This is a genomic window from Allobosea sp. 10L417 (assembly GCF_056395485.1).
In genome coordinates this window covers 61561-79101 of sequence record NZ_JBFTJP010000008.1, presented here as the reverse complement: position 1 = coordinate 79101, position 17541 = coordinate 61561, and the positions used below count along the sequence as shown (strand labels likewise).

Below are 17541 nucleotides of genomic sequence, written 5' to 3'. Positions count from 1 at the left end.
GTCCCGCTCGGGCTTGCCTGCCATGCGCAGCAGCCGGGATCTCAGGCGTGACGGATATCGGGCGGCTCGTCCGCGACATTGCCGACGAGATGCGCGACGCCGGCGAGCGCGGCGAGGTCGCGACCTATATCCCGCCGCTCGCCCGCATCGATTCGCGTCAGTTCGGGCTCTGCGTCGTGACGGCGGATGGCGCAGTGCACGCCGCCGGCGACAGCGAGGAACCCTTCTCGATCCAGAGCGTCTCCAAGGTATTTGCTCTGACCCAGGCGCTCGGCAAGGTCGGCGACACGCTCTGGCGCAGGGTGGGGCGCGAACCCTCCGGCACGCCTTTCAACTCGATCGTTCAGCTCGAACGCGAGCAGGGCGTGCCGCGCAATCCCTTCATCAATGCCGGCGCGCTCGTCGTCGCCGACATCAATCTCGCCGGCCACGAGCCACGCGTCGCGATCGGCGAATTGCTGCGCTTCGTGCGCTACCTGGCGGATGACGACAGGATCGTCATCGACGACGCTGTCGCGCGGGCCGAGCAGGCGACCGGTTTCCGCAACATCGCGCTCGCCAACTACATGAAGGCCTTCGGCAACGTCACCCACGCGCCGGAGCTGACGCTCGGCGTCTATTTTCATCAATGCGCGATCGCCATGAGCTGCCGCCAGCTCGCCATGGCCGGGCGGTTCCTGATGCATGGCGGGCTCTACGAACCGGGCGGGCCGCGCGTCGTCTCGGCCCAGCGGGCGCGGCGCATCAACGCGCTGATGCTGACCTGCGGCCACTATGATGCTTCGGGCGACTTCGCCTTCCGCGTCGGCCTGCCCGGCAAATCGGGTGTCGGCGGCGGCATCCTCGCCGTCGCTCCAGGCAAGGCCGCGATCGCTGTCTGGTCGCCCGGCCTCAACGCCAACGGCAATTCGCTGCTCGGCACGCAGGCGCTGGAACGCCTGGCCGAGGCGACCGGCTGGTCGGTCTTCGCGCGCTAGCGAGAACGTCTAGCTCCGCAGGCCCGGCGCCTCTTGCCCGGTGCGCGCAACGTATTCCGTGTAACCGCCGCCATAGGCGTGGACGCCTTCGGGCGTCAGCTCCAGCAGCCGGTTCGACAGCGCAGCGAGGAAATGCCGATCGTGCGAGACGAAGAGCATCGTGCCCTCATATTGCGAGAGCGCGGTGATCAGCATCTCCTTGGTCGCGATGTCCAGATGGTTGGTCGGCTCGTCCAGCACGAGGAAGTTCGGCGGGTCGTAGAGCATCATCGCCATCACGAGGCGCGCCTTCTCGCCGCCGGACAGGAAGCGGCAGCGCTTCTCGACATCGTCGCCGGAGAAGCCGAAGCAGCCGGCCAGCGACCTGAGCGAGCCCTGCCCTGCCTGCGGAAAGCGGTCTTCCAGCGCCTCGAACACGGTGCGCTCGCCGTCGAGCACCTCCATGGCGTGCTGGGCGAAATAGCCCATCTTGACGCTGCTGCCCACGGTGACGGTGCCCGCGTCGGCCTCGGTCGCGCCGGTGACGAGCTTGAGCAATGTCGATTTGCCAGCCCCGTTCACGCCGAGGATGCACCAGCGCTCCTTGCGACGGATATGGAAGTCGAGCCCCTCATAGATGCTGCGGCTGCCATAGGCCTTGTGCACGTTCTTGAGGCTGGCGACATCGTCGCCGGAGCGCGGCGCCGGCTGGAACTCGAAGGCGACGGTCTGGCGCCGGCGCGGCGGCTCGACGCGCTCGATCTTGTCCAGCTTCTTCACCCGGCTCTGCACCTGCGCGGCATGCGATGCGCGGGCCTTGAAGCGCTCGATGAAGGCGATTTCCTTGGCGAGCATCGCCTGCTGGCGCTCGAACTGCGCTTGCATCTGCTTTTCGGCCAGCGCGCGCTGCTGCTGGTAGAATTCATAGTCGCCGGAATAGGTGGTCAACGCGCCGCCGTCGATCTCGATGATCTTGCCGACGATGCGGTTCATGAACTCGCGATCGTGCGAGGTCATCAGCAGCGCGCCTTCGTAACCCTTGAGGAAGGATTCCAGCCAGATCAGGCTTTCGAGGTCGAGATGGTTGCTCGGCTCGTCGAGCAGCATCGCGTCCGGGCGCATCAGCAGGATGCGGGCGAGCGCGACACGCATCTTCCAGCCGCCCGAGAGCGCGCCGACATCGCCTTCCATCATCTCTTCGCTGAAGCCAAGGCCCGCCAGAACTTCGCGGGCCCGCCCGTCCAGGGCGTAGCCGTCGAGCTCCTCGAAGCGGCCCTGCACCTCGCCATAGCGGGTGATGATGTCCTCCATCTCGTCGGCCCTGTCCGGGTCGACCATGGCGGCCTCGAGCTCTGCGAGCTCCGCCGCGACCGTGCTGACCGGCCCGGCCCCGTCCATCACCTCGGCGACCGCGCTGCGGCCGGACATCTCGCCGACATCCTGGCTGAAATAGCCGATGGTGATGCCGCGATCGATCGAGACCTGACCCTCGTCCGGTCCTTCCTCGCCAGTGATCATCCGGAAAAGCGTGGTCTTTCCGGCGCCGTTGGGCCCGACGAGGCCGACCTTTTCGCCCTTGAGGAGCCCGGCCGACGCCTCGATGAAGACGATCTGCTTTCCGTTCTGCTTGCTGATGTTCTCGAGGCGAATCATTCGTTTGGAAACCCTGGGAAGCGGCGCCCCCGTGCCACTAAGCCATCGGGAGCGAGTGGGAAAGGCGGCGCGAGGCCGCGATCAGGTTGAGAGCGGGGCGCTGCGCGCGTCGGCAGCACGCAGGAGATCGGCGGGCGTGAGCGCGATCTGCAGGCCGCGCTGGCCGCCATTGACGTAAACCAGCGCCTCGCCGGACGCCGCTTCGTCGACGATGGTCGGCAACTTGCGCTTCTGGCCGAAGGGACTGACGCCGCCGACCTTGTAGCCGGTGAGCCTTTCGGCATCCGGCACCGGCATCATCGCTGCCGACTTGCCGCCGAAGGCCGCCGCGACCTTCTTCATGCTGGCCTCGCGATCGGAGGCGAGCACGATGCAGACCGGCTTGCCGTCGACCTGTGCGATCAGGGTTTTGAGGACGCGATGGGGCGGCTCTCCCAGCGCTTCGGCTGCCTGCAATCCGACCCGCTCGGCATTGGGATCATAGTCGTAGCTGCGTAGCTCGAAGCCGATGCCGAGCCGCTTCAATGCCTGGGTGGCAGGGGTCGTCTGGGCCATGATCCGGTGAATACTGGGCTAGCGGCGGAACCGGTGCAGGGCGCGAGCGCACTCACCGCGACAGCCAAGTACCCCCTTGCCGGCGACTTGGAAAGCGCAGCGCCCGCGACTTCCTGCAGATCCTTCGACGTCGGTCGGCTAGTACTTTACCACACGGGCGCCAGGCACGGGCTCGGGCGGCGGCGCTGCCTGCGCGACGGCGCCGAGCGGGAACGCGATGCTGAAAAGACCGATCGTCCCCTGTGGCCGGTTTTCGACGCTCACCTCGCGCAGCACTTTGAGGCGTGCCGTGACCGGCGTGCCGGCGACGGCGAAGGAATAGGCGATCGTGCCGCCGACAGCGGTCACACGGCCCTTATAGGGGCCGAGCGACGCGCCCGAACCGCTGTCGCCGGTGATCTGCTGGTAATGTGCGAACAACGCGCCGACCGAGAATTCCTTGCTGAAATATTGGCTGACGGCGAGGTCGACATGCACGGCGTTGCCGCTCTTGTAGTCGGTCGCGTCGTTGGTGCCGTTGATCTCGAGGCCGACCGCGCCGGAGATGTCCAGCCCGATCTTCGGATCGAGCCAGGTCGCGGCGGCGTAGATGTCGCCGATCCAGCGGTTGAACGAGAGGTTGGACAGCGAGCCGTCTTGATAAGTGCCCGACGGGATGTTGACTGCGCCGCCGACTTGCCAATGGAAGTTGCCGGCATGCCAGCCGACGAAGCTGGTGAGAACGGGGTCACCAAACAGGAAGTCCGAATCCCGCAGCTTTGCGCCGAAGGCGCGGCCGAGGCGGGGCGCGGCGATCAGCGCGCCCGCACTGACGCGGGGCTGGCCGAACGGCAGGGTCAGGGCGAAACCCAGATTGCCACCGAAAATCTCGATCGGCGTTACCCAGGTCGGTGTGACGAAATCGACCCGCGCCTCGACTTTCACATTGGCCAGGACGGCGCCGCCGATCTGCGTCTGCCGGCTCGCCGAGAGGCGCCCCGAATAAGAATAGAAATCGTTCTCGAAGTAGAAGCCGGGCGGCGGGACGATGCCTGCGCCGGGTCCCCGAAATCCAGGAACATAAAGGCTCGCGCCGCCCTCGGTGGCGAATGCGGTATCTGGAATTGCACCGGCGACGACCCACGCCGTCGCTGCGAAGACGGCCGTACCGATGCGCCGCATGAACGATTTCCCTGACCCCTGCCGTCGACGCTGGGCTGATTTGCTTCAGTCGTCAAGAAGCGCGGTCTTTCCGTTTCTGGTCCCAGGACCGGCATTGTTACGGTTACATGATGTTCAGCAAGCGATGACCTCAGCCAGAATGTGGACGTGCCCGTTCCACTGAAGAAGGCGCGGCCGATGGAAAAGGCGCAAAGACGCGGCCTGGCTCGCCTGATGCTTCGGTGGCCACAGAAACGCGCGGCGCTCAAGACCCTGTTCGACAGGGATGCGCGGATTGCGGAATTATGCGAAGCCTATGAGGTCGCCTGCGAGGCGGCGTCCTATTGGGACAAGTCTGCGGCTCCTGCCGCCCTCGAGCGGTCGCAGGAATATCGCTCGCTGATGATTGCGACAGAGCAAGATATCTTGAATCGACTTTCTTGAGGTAGGGAAGATTCGCGAGCGCGCCATGCGTATTCGCGCTTGCCCACGGGATTGACAGAGAGTCATAGTGCGATCGGCATATAGCGAATATCGACGTGGTTTCGGTCCAGCAGCGGGGCTGAGCGATGGGCGAGAGCTTGAATAGCGGGCAGGAGCCACCAGGAGCCGATCAGGTTCTCGGAGCGCTCGAAGTACTGCTGAATTCCGATGATCTACGCCTGTCCGAGCGCAACCGACGCTTTCTCGCATTTGTGGTGACGCAGGCCGTCAAGGGCTCGGCCGATCGCATCAAGGCCTACACCATCGGGGTCGATGTTTTCGGCCGTGACGAAGCCTTTGACCCGACGACGGATCCGATCGTCAGGATCGAAGCGACCCGCCTGAGAACGGCCCTGGCGTCCTATTACGAAGGCGCCGGATCTGATGCCGCTCTCCGGATTTCACTTCCTAAAGGCGGTTACGTCCCGGTTTTCGCCTGGTCCTGTGTGGTCGACGGTATCGAAGCTGGCTGTGGTCTTGTCGAGAGCGGGGCCGACCATTCGTCGTTCGCCCCGCAAGTCATCCTGCAGGACCATACCGGGCGCGGCAACGACGACATGGCGGCGCGGGCCGAGCTTTTCGTCGATGCACTTGCCATGATGCTGCAGAGGGCTTCCTTCTCCATCCGCGTGGTGCCGTCGGATGAGCGCCGGGCGGCAGTTGAGTCGATCCAGGCCATCTACTCCGCGCCGCACGAGGCGTTCTCGCTCGATATCGCCGTGCGCCCCGTCGACAGCACGATGCGCTATTCCTGGCGCCTGGGCGATCTCGGCACCGGAGAAGTCCTGGCCACCAGTTTCCGGGACTATGTGGTCGCGGGTGCATGTGGCTATGAGCGCGTCGACAACCTGGCCGCCGAAGCCACGAGCGCGATCTCCGCCGCCATCGGCCTGCGTCGGCACGCGCGCGGCGCCGGGCGACCGTAACTGTTACAAGCTTAAGCTCGGAATGCCCCCGTGCGATGCATTCGATCGCGTGCGCGGACGAACGCTGTGTCGGCAATGTCTCCACTGTCGCGATGCGAAACCAGGAGCATTTCATGGAACGCCAAAAATTCCTGGCTGCGGTGGCGGCGGCGGCGTTGGCCACCGTCATGGGCCTCTCAGGGGCCGCAAAGGCCCAGCAACCCGCCCCGGCCTCGGCCCCTGCCCGGCCCAACATCCTCGTGATCTTCGGCGACGACATCGGGCAGAGCAACATCAGCGCCTATTCGCATGGGGTCGTCGGCTACCGGACGCCGAACATCGACCGTATTGCCCGGGAAGGCACGATGTTCACCGACTATTACGCGGAGAACAGCTGCACGGCCGGCCGTTCCACCTTCATCACCGGTCAGGTCTGTCTGCGGACCGGCCTCTGCAAGGTCGGCATCCCCGGCGCCACTGTCGGGCTGCAGGACCGCGACGTCACCATCGCGCAGGCGCTCAAGCCTTTGGGCTACGCGACCGGACAGTTCGGCAAGAACCATCTCGGCGATCGCGACGAATATCTGCCGACCCGGCACGGCTTCGACGAGTTCTTCGGCAATCTTTACCATCTCAATGCCGAGGAGGAGCCGGAGCGCCCCTATTATCCGAAGAACGACGCCAATTTCGTCAAATCCAATTCACCGCGCGGCGTGCTCAAGACCTCCGCCGACGGCAAGATCGAGGACACCGGCCCGCTCACGGCCAAGCGGATGGAGACGATCGACGACGAGACCACCGCGGCTGCGATCGATTTCATGCAGCGGCAGGTGAAGGCGCAGAAGCCCTTCTTCACCTGGATGAACACCACCCGCATGCATGTCTACACGCATGTGCGCGAGTCCATGAAGGGCCGCAGCGGCATGCCCGGCAACGACTATGCCGACGGGATGCTCGAGCATGACGAGGATGTCGGCAAGCTCCTGAAGGCGCTCGACGATCTCGGCGTCGCCAACAACACCATCGTCGTCTACACCACCGACAACGGCCCCAACCAATGGTCCTGGCCCGATGCGGCGACCACGCAATTCCGCTCGGAAAAGGATACGAATTGGGAAGGCGCCTTCCGCGTCCCGGCAATGATCCGCTGGCCGGGCAAGATCAAGGCGGGCGAGGTCTCGAACGAGATGGTCTCCGGCCTCGACTGGTTCCCGACACTGGTCGCCGCCGCTGGCGATGGCGATATCAAGGACAAGCTCGCCAAGGGCACGACGCTCGGCAACCAACAGGCCAAGGTCCATCTCGACGGCTACAATCAGCTGCCCTACCTGACCGGCCAGCAGCCAAAATCGGCCCGCAACGAGTTCTTCTACTTCAATGACGATGGTGAACTCGTCGCCTATCGCTACAACGACTGGAAGATCGTGTTCTGCGAGCAGCGTCAGCCCGGCGGTTTCATCGTCTGGGCGAACCCCTTCACCTGCCTGCGCGCGCCGAAAGTCTTCAACCTGCGCATGGACCCGATGGAGCGGGCCGACATCGTCTCGGACCAGTATTATGACTGGCTCGCGAAGAACGCCTATCTGATCCAATACGGCGTCTGGAAGGTCGCGCCGTTCCTGCAGACCTTCAAGGAGTTTCCGCCGAGCCAGCGTCCGGCGAGCTTCAGCGTCGACCAGATGGTGGATGCTCTGATGCGCAATCTGGACCGCACGGGCGCCTCAAAATAGCCGCCGGCCGAACGAGGGGGCCTGCGAAGGCGGGCTCCCCAGCTTTCGCGGGGGCGGAGGACGGGCGTGGTCGCAAATGGCGATTGCGCCCTCTTGGGGCGGCATGCGATCCAAGCAGGGAAGTGTAGCAGAATGCCGCGGCGTTGCCTGCGCGGCCGATCTTCGCGAGAAAGGGCTGGCGATGCGGCCGGATGACATCATCGCTCGTTTCCGGGTCGCCGATGGCGACAGCTTCCGACTGAAGCAGTTCGATCCGGCCGAGACCTGCGGTCTCGACATCGAGAAGGACGAGGCGAAGGAGCTGCTGCAGCTCGGCGTCAAGCGTCTGCACGACCTCCAGGAGCGCCTTTACGCCGAGCGCCGCTGGTCGATCCTGATCGTTCTGCAGGCGATCGACACGGCGGGCAAGGACAGCACGATCAAGCACGTCATGTCGGGCGTGAACCCGCAGGGCTGCATCGTGCATTCCTTCAAGGCTCCGAGCCTGTCGGAGCTTCGCCACGATTTCCTGTGGCGGGCCGGCTGCAAACTGCCGGAGCGCGGCGAAATCGGCATCTTCAACCGCTCCTATTACGAGGAGGTGCTGGTCGTGCGCGTCCATGAGGATTTGTTGCGCAAGCAGAACCTGCCGCCCGAGCCCGCCGGCGAAGAGCTCTGGACCAAGCGCTTCGAGAGCATTCGCGACTTCGAGAAACATCTCGCGCGGAATGGCACGGTCGTGCTGAAGTTCTTCCTGAACCTCTCCCGGGAGGAGCAGAGGCGTCGGTTGCTCGCGCGCATCGACGAGCCAGACAAGAACTGGAAGTTCGATCTGAACGACATCGTCGAGCGGGAACATTGGGACGACTACCAGCGGGCCTATCAGGCCGCGATCGCCGCCACCGCGACGAAGGTCGCTCCGTGGCATGTCGTGCCGGCCGACAATAAATGGTTCACGCGGCTCGTCGTGGCGGCGACGATCGTCGAACGCCTTGAAAAGCTCGACCCGCGCTTTCCGGCCTTCGACGAAGATCTGCGCAAGGCGATGGCGAAGGCGCGCAAGCAGCTTCTCGCCGATGGCGAACGCAAGAACGGCAAGGGAGACTAGGGCCATGGCAGATGCCGCGGAGATCGAGGCCCGCGCCGGGACGGATGGAATGGTGCATCTCCCCGGCGGCCTGTTCCGGATGGGCTCGGACAAGCACTATTCCGAGGAGGCGCCGAGCCATCGTGCCTGCGTCGACCCGTTCTGGATCGATGTGACGCCGGTCACCAACCGGCAGTTCCGCGCTTTCGTGGAGGCGACGGGCCATGTCACCTTCGCCGAAATCGCCCCGGACCCGAAGGACTATCCGGGCGCCCTGCCGCATATGTTGCGGGCGGGGTCGCTGATGTTCGACCCGCCTTCGCATCCCGTCGATCTGCGCGACTGGTCGCAATGGTGGACCTTCAAGTTCGGTGCGACCTGGCGCAAGCCCTATGGCGCAGGCTCCTCGCTCAAGGGGCTGGACGATCACCCGGTGGTCCATGTCGCCTATCGCGATGCCGAAGCCTATGCGGCCTGGGCCGGCAAGGCGCTGCCGACGGAGGCGGAATGGGAATTCGCCGCCTGGGGCGGCCGCGACGATTCTGAATTCGCCTGGGGCGACGAGCTCATGCCGGGTGGCCGGCACATGGCCAATACCTGGCAGGGGAACTTCCCCTTCGAGAACACCAAGGAGGATGGCTGGGCCCGTACCTCGCCGGTCGGGACCTTCCCGCCGAATGGCTATGGCCTCTATGACATGATCGGCAATGTCTGGGAGTGGACCGCCGATTTCTGGTCGGTGCAACATCAGGGCGATGCGCCGAAAGCCTGCTGCGTGCCGCAGAATCCGCGCGGCGGCCCCGAAGCCGAGAGCTATGATCCGCGCATGCCGGACATCCGCATCCCGCGCAAGGTCCTGAAGGGCGGCTCCCATCTCTGCGCGCCGAATTATTGCCGGCGGTACCGGCCGGCGGCACGTCACGCCGAACCGATCGATACCTCCACCAGCCATGTCGGCTTTCGCTGTGTTGTCCGCGGGCGCTGACCCCTCTAGAGATGAGCTGCAACCACGCGCGACAAAAGGACGGCTGAGGCCGAAATCCGCATGATCGACACCAGCAGTCTCCGTTTCTCCGCCTTGCTCACGCTCATCGTTCCCGCCGCCATGCTGGGTGCCTGTACGACCCAGGAGGCTGCTTCGTCGCCGGAGCCGCAGCTCAGCGTGACGTCGGTGCCGCCGCCGCGCAGCTATCTTGATCCCGGTCCGATCCCGGCGCGCGCCGGCGGACCTGCCTACATCCAGGCCGGCACGAACAGCTTCGCGCGCCAGACGGACAGCTTCGGCAACGATCTCGTTCCCAAGATTCCCTGAAGCCGGCGATGCCGGTTCGGGGCTTCGGCCCCGACCCGGCATTTACGGTTACACGCTTGACGACGCAGGCATGGGCCGCACAGAGCCGCTTCTCGCCATGGCGCGGGCGCGGGCCGCCCCCTGCCGCCGTAACGGTTACGCGGCTGACTTGAGCTCAGCTTTCGCCACAGTCCGATCCGGATGCAGTTGAGGGATCGGGCCATGGATGGAGCCGGGCGGACCGCGCGCGATACCGTGAATGACCTGCAGAGCCGGATGAATGCCGACATCATCGGGCAGGCGCGGGTCGTCGAGCGCATCGTCGTCGCGCTGCTCGCCAATGGCAATGTCCTGCTCGAAGGACTGCCGGGCCTCGCCAAGACGCGGGCGATCAAGAGCCTCTCGGCCAATCTCGAATCCGCGTTCAGCCGCATCCAGTTCACGCCGGACCTGCTGCCCTCCGATGTGACCGGCGGCGAGATCCTGCGGGCCAATGGCCAGTTCGAATTCCGCAAGGGCCCGGTTTTCGGCAACCTGATCCTCGCCGATGAGATCAATCGCGCCCCGCCCAAGGTCCAGTCGGCCTTGCTAGAGGCGATGGAGGAGCGCCACGTCACCGTGGCTGGCAAGCGCTACGACCTGCCGCCGCTCTTCATGGTGCTCGCCACGCAGAATCCGATCGAGCAGGAGGGAACCTATCCGCTGCCCGAGGCGCAGATGGACCGGTTCCTGATGCATGTTCGCATCGACTACCCCTCCGATGCCGACGAGGTGAAGGTGATGCGGCTGGTGCGCTCCGAGACCGCCGCCGCGAATGTGAGGCCGCCGGAGACAGCCGCGTCGATCCCGCAGCAAGTGATCTTCGATGCCCGCGCCGAGATCGACCGGGTGACGACGAAGGGTGTTGTCGAGGCCTATATGGTCGGGCTCGTCGCGGCGACGCGGCGGCCCGCCGAATATGGCGAGCACCTCAAGAACTGGATCGCGGTCGGCGCCAGCCCGCGCGGGACGCTGGCGCTCGACAAATGCTCGCGGACCTATGCCTGGCTGCAGGGGCGGGACTACGTCACCCCCGAGGATGTGCAGGCCGTGGCGCATGACTGCCTACGGCATCGGATTTCGCTCGGCTACGAGGCGGGTGCCGCGGGCGTCAGCGCCGATGCGGTGCTCGACGAGGTGGTGAAACAGGTCGCCGTTGCGGCGTAGCGAGGCGCGTCATGGCGTTGATGCGGGAGAGGGCGAGGACGGGAGGGCCGGCTCCGGCCGCGGGAGCCCGTGCCTTCGCCACGCTCGACGACCTGCTTCGGCTCAAGCATCGCGCCCTTGGCTTCAGCTTCCTGCCGCGCCAGCCCGTGCATAGCCTGCTCGCCGGCCGCCACGCCTCGCGCCTGCGCGGGCGCGGCCTGAATTTCGAGGAACTCCGGCACTATTTCGAGGGTGACGACACCCGCACCATCGACTGGCTCGCGACGGCGCGGCTCGGCAGCCCGCATGTGCGGGTCTATTCCGAGGAGCGCGATCGCCCGGTCATCCTGCTTGTCGACCAGCGCAGCACGATGTTCTTCGGCAGCAGGCGGGCGATGAAGTCGGTTGCCGCTGCTGAGGCTGCCGCGCTCGCGGCCTGGCGTGTCACCTCCCTCGGCGATCGCGTCGGAGCCGTCGTCTTCGGTGACGATGAGGTCGTGACGGTCCAGCCGCGCGCCCGGGATCTGGGTGCCGTACGTGTCCTCAGCGAGGTTGCCCGGCAGAATGCGGCGCTCGAACATGCCTCGCCATCCGACCGCAGCCCGGGCCGGCTCAACGAAGCGCTGAGCGCGGCTGCACGCATGGTGAAGCATGACGGGCTGATCTGCGTCATCTCCGATCTTGCCGGCGAGGACGAGGAAACCCGGCGGCTTGTGACCCGTCTCTGCGCCCATAACGACGTGCTTGCGGTCTTCGTCCAGGACCCCCTGGAGCAGGATCTGCCGGATATCGGCAGGGCGACCTTCAGCTCGGGGCAGGCGCAGATCGAGGTCGATGCCTCCGGGGCGTCGCTGCGCCGGCGCTTTTCCGACGAGCGTGTGGAATGGCGTGCGCGAATGGCGGGGCTCTCGCGCAGCCGCGCCATCCCGGTGCTGCCGATCGCGCCTGATCGCGACGTGGCCGAGCAGATGCGCGAGCTGATCGGCCGGCGGCAGGCGCAGAGGCTCGCAAGCGCCAGCGGGAGATCGCCATGAGCGGCGATCCCGGCGATCTCGCCAACATGGCCGATCTGGCGCTGCCGCCGGCGCTCGCCTTTTGGCCGCCGGCCGTCGGCATCTGGATCGTCGGAAGCGCTGCGGTCGCGGCTCTCGCCGTGTTCGGCTGGCGCGCCCTGCAGCGTTATCGCGCCGACGCCTATCTGCGCCGTGCCGCCAAGGAGGTCGATAGCGCTGCGCGAGATGGCGATGCGGCCGGCGCCATTTCGGCCGTGCTCAAGCGCGCGGCCATGGTCGCCTATGGGCGCGAGCGCGTAGCCGCCCTGACCGGCGCGTCCTGGACGGCCTTTATCCGCGCGACCGCACCTTCCGGCACGCCGATGGACGGATTGGCCGCCCGTCTCGATGCGTTGTTCGCGGCAAATGACGGGGCGCAAGCTCAAGCTCAGGTGGCGCTGTCCACAGAAGCGAAGGCCTGGCTGCGCGGCCAGCGCGGCCGTGTCTCAGGGCGGAGGTGACGATGCTCTCCTTCGCCTATCCCTGGGTCGGATTGCTGGCGCCGCTGCCGCTGCTCGTCTGGTTCGCGCTGCCCGCCCATGCCGAACGGCGCGCCGGCCTGCGGGTGCCCTTCTTCGACAGGCTGGCGCGGCTGAGCGGAGAGCAGCCCTATTCCGGCGGCGTGGTCGCGCGCCGTCATCTCGGGCGCCTGCTGCTCCTGACGCTGGCCTGGTTCCTGACGCTCGCCGCGCTCGCCCGGCCGCAATGGATCGAACCGCCCCTGCATCACGATGTGCCGACCCGCGACCTGCTCGTCCTGGTCGATCTCTCCGGTTCGATGGACACCAAGGATTTCGTCGACGCATCCGGCAAGACTGTGGATCGGCTGACGGCGGTGAAGCAGGTGCTCGACGAGTTCCTCTCGCGCCGCAAGGGCGATCGCGTCGGCGTGGTCGTCTTCGGCGATGCACCCTTCGCGCTCGTGCCCTTCACCACCGATCTGGAGTTGTGCCGCACGATGTTGCGCGACACCGATGTCGGCATGGCCGGCCCGCGCACGGCCTTCGGCGATGCCATCGGCCTCGGGATCGGCCTGTTCGCCCATAGCACGGTCAAGGCCAGGACGATCATCGCGTTGACCGATGGCAACGACACGATGAGCAAGGTCCCGCCGGCCGAGGCCGCGCGCGTCGCCAGGGACAAGGGCATCGTCATCCATACGGTCGCAGTCGGCGATCCGCAGGCGGCGGGCGAGGACAAGCTCGACGAAGCCGCGCTGAAGGAGGTCGCGGATACGACCGGCGGCGGCTTCTTCCGTGCGCTCGACCGTGCCCAGCTTGCCGATATCTATCGCAGGCTCGACGAGATCGAGACCCGTCATATCGATACGGTGAGTTTTCGCCCGCGCCGCGACATCTACTGGGTGCCGGTGGCGGGCATGCTGGTGCTGAGCATGCTGGCCCAGGCGCTGTTCATTCTGCGGCGTCACCGGCGCCGGGGAGCGTCCGAGCCCGCAGCGATCGCGGGAGCGCTGCGATGATGGACGCACTCGGCGCCTTCCATTTCCTGCGGCCGCTCTGGCTTTTGGCGCTGCTCCCGGCGGCGGCGCTGTGGCTGATCGAGCGCCGCAGCTCCGACGCGTTGCAGCAATGGCGCCGCGTCATCGATCCGGCGCTGCTGCCCTATCTCCTCGTCGGCGCGGATCGGCACCAGCGCATCACCCCGTCGGACTGGCTCTTCCTCGCCTGGATCATCGCGACGCTCGCCGTGGCCGGCCCTGCCTGGCAGCGCGAGCCCTCGCCCTTCGCGCAGGCCAAGCCTGCCGTCGCGGTCGTGCTGAAGGTCACGCCCTCGATGCTGACGCAGGACCTCGCGCCGACGCGGCTCGACCGTGCCCGGCAGAAGCTCGCCGACATCATGGCCGCGCGCGAAGGGGCTTCGACGGCGCTCGTCGCCTATGCCGGCTCCGCGCATCTCGTGCTGCCGGCGACGCCGGATAGCAGCGTCGTGCTCGATCTCGCCAAGGCGCTCTCGCCGCGCATCATGCCGAAGGAGGGCGACGATCTCGCGGGGGCGCTGAAGCTGGCCGGGCGCGCGCTCGCAGGCAGTGCCGATGGCGGCTCGATCCTGGTCATGGCCGATACGATCGCGCCCGAGGCGGTCGTCGATCTCGGTCGGATCAAGGGGCCGGCCGTGACGCTGCTCGCCCTGGTCCCGCCGGAGGTCGATACGAGCGGCGTGGCCGATGCGGCGCGGGCTATGGGCGCCGCCACGATTCCGACCACGCCGGATCAGACGGACGTCGCCGCCGTGGTGCGCCGCCTCGACAGCGGCGATGCCGCTGCCAGCGTCGCGGGCGAGGGCGAGCATTGGCGGGAAGCCGGCTACTGGCTGGTCCCCTTGCTCGGTCTGCTCAACCTGCTCTGGTTCCGCCGCGGTTGGGTGCTGACATGAAAAGCGCCCGCTCACTGTGGTCTTCTCCCTATGCGGCCATCGCGCTTGTTGCGATCCTGGCACTGTCGGCTGCGGCATATCGGATCGGCTGGCGCGATCTCTGGCTGACGCCCGATCAGCGTGGTCGGCTGTTGATGAGCCGCAGCCGTCCGGCGGATGCTGCGAAGGCGTTTCGGGATCCGCTCTGGCGCGGTGTCGCGCTGTTCCGGGCCGGGGAATTCAAGGAAGCGGCGCAGGCCTTCGCCGCGCGCGATACGGCCGAAGGCGCCTTCAATCAGGGCAATGCGCTGGTGATGCTCGGTCAGTACGATGACGCGATGAAGCGCTATGGCCGGGCGCTGGCGCTGCGCCCCGATTGGCCGGCGGCGGTAAACAACCGCGAGATCGCCCGTATCCGCGGCGAGCGGAAGAAGACGGAGGGCGGCGAGACCGGCAACACCGACGACAAGCCCGACGAGATCGTCTTCGACAAGACGAAGAAGGGCGGCGAGGATTCGACGGTCGAGGGCGAGAAGCCGATGTCGGACGAGCAGGTCCGCGCTCTCTGGCTGAAGCGCGTCCAGACGCAGCCCGCCGATTTCCTGCGGGCCAAGTTTGCCTATCAGCTCCAGTCGCAAGCGGAGGGAGCGGCGCCATGAAGCTCGCCATGGCGTTCGTCTGGACGCTGATCCCGGCTTTGGCCTGGGCGCAGGCCCCTGCGGGCCAACCGGTGATCCGCACGACGATCAGCCCCGCTCAGGGCATCGTGATCGGCCAGCCGGTGCGGCTCGACGTTCAGGTCATGTTTCCGGGCGAGATGCTTCATCCGCCGCGTGTCAGCGTTCCCGAGGCACCCGGCGCGCAGATCCTGCGCTTCGAGACGCAGGCGACGACGATGCGGGACCGGATCGACGATCAGGACTATGTCGGCCAGAGCTTCGAATTCATCGTCTTTCCGCGCCGCGGTGGCGAGATAGCCGTTCCCGCGCCGAATGTGACGCTGCTCGATCGCAATGGCGATTCCGTCGGGGCGGCGAAGGGCGAGCCGATGCGGATCGCGGTAACGGTGCCGCCCGGTCTCGATCCGTCCGGTCCGGTGCTCGCTGCCGACGGCGTCAGCGTCGCGCAGAGCTGGTCGCCGGATCCCCGGACCGCGCAGTTCAGGCCCGGGAGCGCGCTTGTGCGGACCATTCGGCGGCAGGCGGATGGCGTGCCGGCGCTCGGCATGGCCGAGTTCACATTCGCCGCGCCTGACGGCGTGCGCATCTATGCCGATCCGCCGGTCGTCGAGGATCGCAGCGAGCGCGGTGCCGTCGAAGGCCACCGCACCGACAAGGTCACCTATGTCTTCGAGAAGGCTGGAGCCTATGATCTGCCGGCGCTGACGCAGCCCTGGTGGAGCCTCTCGGCCAAGCGGGCGCGGACGGAAACTCTGCCCGGCGTCGCGGTGACGGTCGCAGCGCCGGCGGGCCGTCCCGAAGTTCGCTTGGGTTGGACGTCGAGACCTCTATGGCTCGCAGCCGGCTTCATTCTCGCCGCACTCGCTCTTGGTTTGATCCTGCTGCGCGGGAGGTTGGCCGCGCTCTGGCAGCGGGCCGAACAGCGCCACCGCGCATCGGAAGGCGCGGCGCGACGGGAGCTGGCGCGTACAGCCAGGGCCGGAGATGCTTCAGCGACCTACTGCGCGCTCATTCAATGGCTCCAGCGTCTGCCGGCCGAACAGCAATTACATGCGCGTTCGACCGGCGAACTGGGCTCGGCCATCGCGTTGCTCGAGCGCAGCCTCTTCGGCGCAGGCCCGACCTGGGATCGCAAGATGGGGGAACGGCTGGCGGGTGCGGCAGTCGCCTTTCGCAAGCGGAGCGACGGCTCATTGCGAGGCTCCGGGAATTCACTGCCACCACTGAATCCAACTGCTTGGAGCGCGAGCATGAACAAAGCGTCCAGCGATGTCCGGCCTTGATCTCTTCGCCTGGATCGTCCTGATCGTGCTGGCCGCCAGCACGGTCTTCGTCATCGTCTTCATGGCGATGTGGCCCGGCATGGTCGCAAGACGACGCAACCATCCCTGGGCCGAGGCGGTGGCGATCGGCGGCTGGATCACGCTCTTCTTGGGCTTCGTGCTCTGGCCGGCCGTGCTGATCTGGGCCTATGTCGATATCCCCGCGAGGCCGGAGCGCGCATCCTCCGGAGCGGAGGCCGCGCGATGATCGTCGTCCTCCTCAACGCCTATCTCGCCCTGCTCTTCATCCTGGTGAAACTCAGGATCGTGCCCTTCAACTCCTTCTGGAAGGTCTCGCCTGTCCTTGTCTTTCTGCTGCTGCTCATCGGCCTTTTCATCCCGATGGGCTGGGGCGCGCCGCAGGGCAGCGTGCTTGTCGTCCGCAACTCCGTCGCGATCGTTCCCGATGTCGCCGGCGAGGTGATCGACGTTCCCGTTCAGGCCAATCAGCCGTTGAAGGCGGGCGACATCCTGTTCCGGATCGATCCGACGCCTTTCCAGTCGCAGGTCGACGCCATCCAGGCGCAGCTTTCGCTCCAGGAGACGCGCCTTGTCCAGATGACGCAATTGCAGAGCCAGGGCACCGGCCGCGCCTTCGATGTCGAGGAGCGCCAGGCCTCCGTGGCTCAGCTCCGGGCCCAGCTCGACGGCGCGAAATGGAATCTCGACAAGACGACAGTCCGCGCGCCGGCCGACGGTTATGTCACGAATGTCGCGTTGCGCAAGGGCGCTCGCGTCTCCAGCCTGCCGCTCTCGCCGGTCATGGCCTTCATCGACACGGCAGACACGATCACGGGGGTCGAGATCAACCAGGTCGATTCGCGCTATCTCGCGCCGGGCCAGCCGGTTGAGCTCACCTTCAAGATGACGCCGGGAACGGTCCAGGCCGGCAAGGTCGAGAGCATTCTGCAGGCCGTCTCGACCGGACAAGTCCAGACCTCGGGTGCCGCCGTTACGCCGAGCGCGATCAGGGCCGCTCCTTTCGTGGTGCGCGTGAAGCTCGACGACGAAGCCTTCGCCCGTTCTCTGCCGGCGGGCAGCACAGGCACGGCGGCGATCTTCACCGACCGCGTCAAGCCGGCCCATCTGATCCGCAAGGTCCTGCTGCGGCAGATCGCGATCACCAACTACATCAATCCATTCTGAAGCG

At 66.4% G+C, this 17541-nt stretch carries 19 protein-coding genes; 16 read left to right on the top strand and 3 right to left on the bottom strand.

Translation table 11 applies throughout. The features are described 5' to 3' along the window. The first annotated feature begins 47 nt into the window (after positions 1–47). Positions 48–977, top strand: a complete 930-nt coding sequence (locus AC1DE3_RS19395; protein ID WP_476780076.1) for a glutaminase — start codon at positions 48–50, stop codon at positions 975–977. 9 nt (positions 978–986) lie between these two features. Here the strand turns inward: AC1DE3_RS19395 and AC1DE3_RS19390 are convergent, their stop codons facing one another. The 3 genes from AC1DE3_RS19390 to AC1DE3_RS19380 form a co-directional block, all read right to left on the bottom strand. Further along, positions 987–2609, bottom strand: a complete 1623-nt coding sequence (locus AC1DE3_RS19390) for an ABC-F family ATP-binding cassette domain-containing protein (RefSeq protein WP_476780075.1) — start codon at positions 2607–2609, stop codon at positions 987–989. 81 nt (positions 2610–2690) lie between these two features. Then, positions 2691–3164 carry a Cys-tRNA(Pro) deacylase gene (ybaK, locus tag AC1DE3_RS19385; RefSeq protein ID WP_476780074.1) on the bottom strand — a complete coding sequence of 158 codons (474 nt, stop codon included), beginning with the start codon at positions 3162–3164 and terminating at the stop codon, positions 2691–2693. Between the two features lie 138 nt (positions 3165–3302). Next, a complete protein-coding gene (locus AC1DE3_RS19380; RefSeq protein ID WP_476780073.1) occupies positions 3303–4325 on the bottom strand; it encodes a SphA family protein in 1023 nt (340 codons plus the stop codon). 147 nt (positions 4326–4472) lie between these two features. Here AC1DE3_RS19380 and AC1DE3_RS19375 point away from each other — a divergent pair, with 147 nt between their 5' ends. From AC1DE3_RS19375 to AC1DE3_RS19305, 15 genes are all read left to right on the top strand, one after another. After that, positions 4473–4748 (top strand): hypothetical protein, encoded by a 276-nt coding sequence (locus AC1DE3_RS19375; RefSeq protein WP_441509912.1) that lies wholly within the window; start codon positions 4473–4475, stop codon positions 4746–4748. 125 nt (positions 4749–4873) lie between these two features. After that, the gene (locus AC1DE3_RS19370; protein WP_476852669.1) at positions 4874–5713 is read left to right on the top strand and encodes a hypothetical protein; all 840 of its coding nucleotides are present in this window, start codon (positions 4874–4876) and stop codon (positions 5711–5713) included. Positions 5714–5826: 113 nt separating this feature from the next. Then, positions 5827–7422: an arylsulfatase gene (locus tag AC1DE3_RS19365; RefSeq protein ID WP_476852668.1), complete on the top strand. Its 1596-nt coding sequence runs from the start codon at positions 5827–5829 to the stop codon at positions 7420–7422. A 181-nt stretch (positions 7423–7603) separates the two neighbouring features. After that, complete coding sequence (locus AC1DE3_RS19360) at positions 7604–8509, top strand: polyphosphate kinase 2 family protein (protein ID WP_441509909.1); 906 nt, start codon at positions 7604–7606, stop codon at positions 8507–8509. A gap of 4 nt (positions 8510–8513) precedes the next feature. Then, the gene (locus tag AC1DE3_RS19355; protein ID WP_441509908.1) at positions 8514–9473 is read left to right on the top strand and encodes a formylglycine-generating enzyme family protein; all 960 of its coding nucleotides are present in this window, start codon (positions 8514–8516) and stop codon (positions 9471–9473) included. A gap of 60 nt (positions 9474–9533) precedes the next feature. Next, positions 9534–9800, top strand: coding sequence for a hypothetical protein (locus AC1DE3_RS19350; protein WP_476780070.1), 267 nt, complete (start codon positions 9534–9536; stop codon positions 9798–9800). Positions 9801–10001: 201 nt separating this feature from the next. After that, positions 10002–10985: an AAA family ATPase gene (locus tag AC1DE3_RS19345; protein WP_476780069.1), complete on the top strand. Its 984-nt coding sequence runs from the start codon at positions 10002–10004 to the stop codon at positions 10983–10985. Positions 10986–10996: 11 nt separating this feature from the next. Next, on the top strand, positions 10997–11998 hold the full coding sequence (locus AC1DE3_RS19340; RefSeq protein WP_476780068.1) for a DUF58 domain-containing protein: 1002 nt from the start codon (positions 10997–10999) through the stop codon (positions 11996–11998). Continuing rightward, positions 11995–12477, top strand: coding sequence for a DUF4381 domain-containing protein (locus AC1DE3_RS19335; RefSeq protein WP_476780067.1), 483 nt, complete (start codon positions 11995–11997; stop codon positions 12475–12477). Before AC1DE3_RS19340 ends, AC1DE3_RS19335 begins: the two co-directional genes overlap by 4 nt. Before the next feature lie 2 nt (positions 12478–12479). Beyond that, positions 12480–13496, top strand: coding sequence for a VWA domain-containing protein (locus AC1DE3_RS19330; RefSeq protein WP_476780066.1), 1017 nt, complete (start codon positions 12480–12482; stop codon positions 13494–13496). Continuing rightward, positions 13493–14410, top strand: a complete 918-nt coding sequence (locus AC1DE3_RS19325; protein ID WP_476780065.1) for a VWA domain-containing protein — start codon at positions 13493–13495, stop codon at positions 14408–14410. The genes AC1DE3_RS19330 and AC1DE3_RS19325 overlap by 4 nt, the downstream gene beginning before the upstream one ends. Then, positions 14407–15048: a tetratricopeptide repeat protein gene (locus tag AC1DE3_RS19320; protein WP_476780064.1), complete on the top strand. Its 642-nt coding sequence runs from the start codon at positions 14407–14409 to the stop codon at positions 15046–15048. The genes AC1DE3_RS19325 and AC1DE3_RS19320 overlap by 4 nt, the downstream gene beginning before the upstream one ends. Beyond that, positions 15045–16352 (top strand): BatD family protein, encoded by a 1308-nt coding sequence (locus AC1DE3_RS19315; RefSeq protein ID WP_476780063.1) that lies wholly within the window; start codon positions 15045–15047, stop codon positions 16350–16352. Before AC1DE3_RS19320 ends, AC1DE3_RS19315 begins: the two co-directional genes overlap by 4 nt. Further along, positions 16339–16599 (top strand): DUF3302 domain-containing protein, encoded by a 261-nt coding sequence (locus AC1DE3_RS19310; protein WP_476780062.1) that lies wholly within the window; start codon positions 16339–16341, stop codon positions 16597–16599. Before AC1DE3_RS19315 ends, AC1DE3_RS19310 begins: the two co-directional genes overlap by 14 nt. Then, the gene (locus AC1DE3_RS19305; protein WP_476780061.1) at positions 16596–17537 is read left to right on the top strand and encodes an HlyD family secretion protein; all 942 of its coding nucleotides are present in this window, start codon (positions 16596–16598) and stop codon (positions 17535–17537) included. Before AC1DE3_RS19310 ends, AC1DE3_RS19305 begins: the two co-directional genes overlap by 4 nt. Positions 17538–17541: the final 4 nt, after the last annotated feature.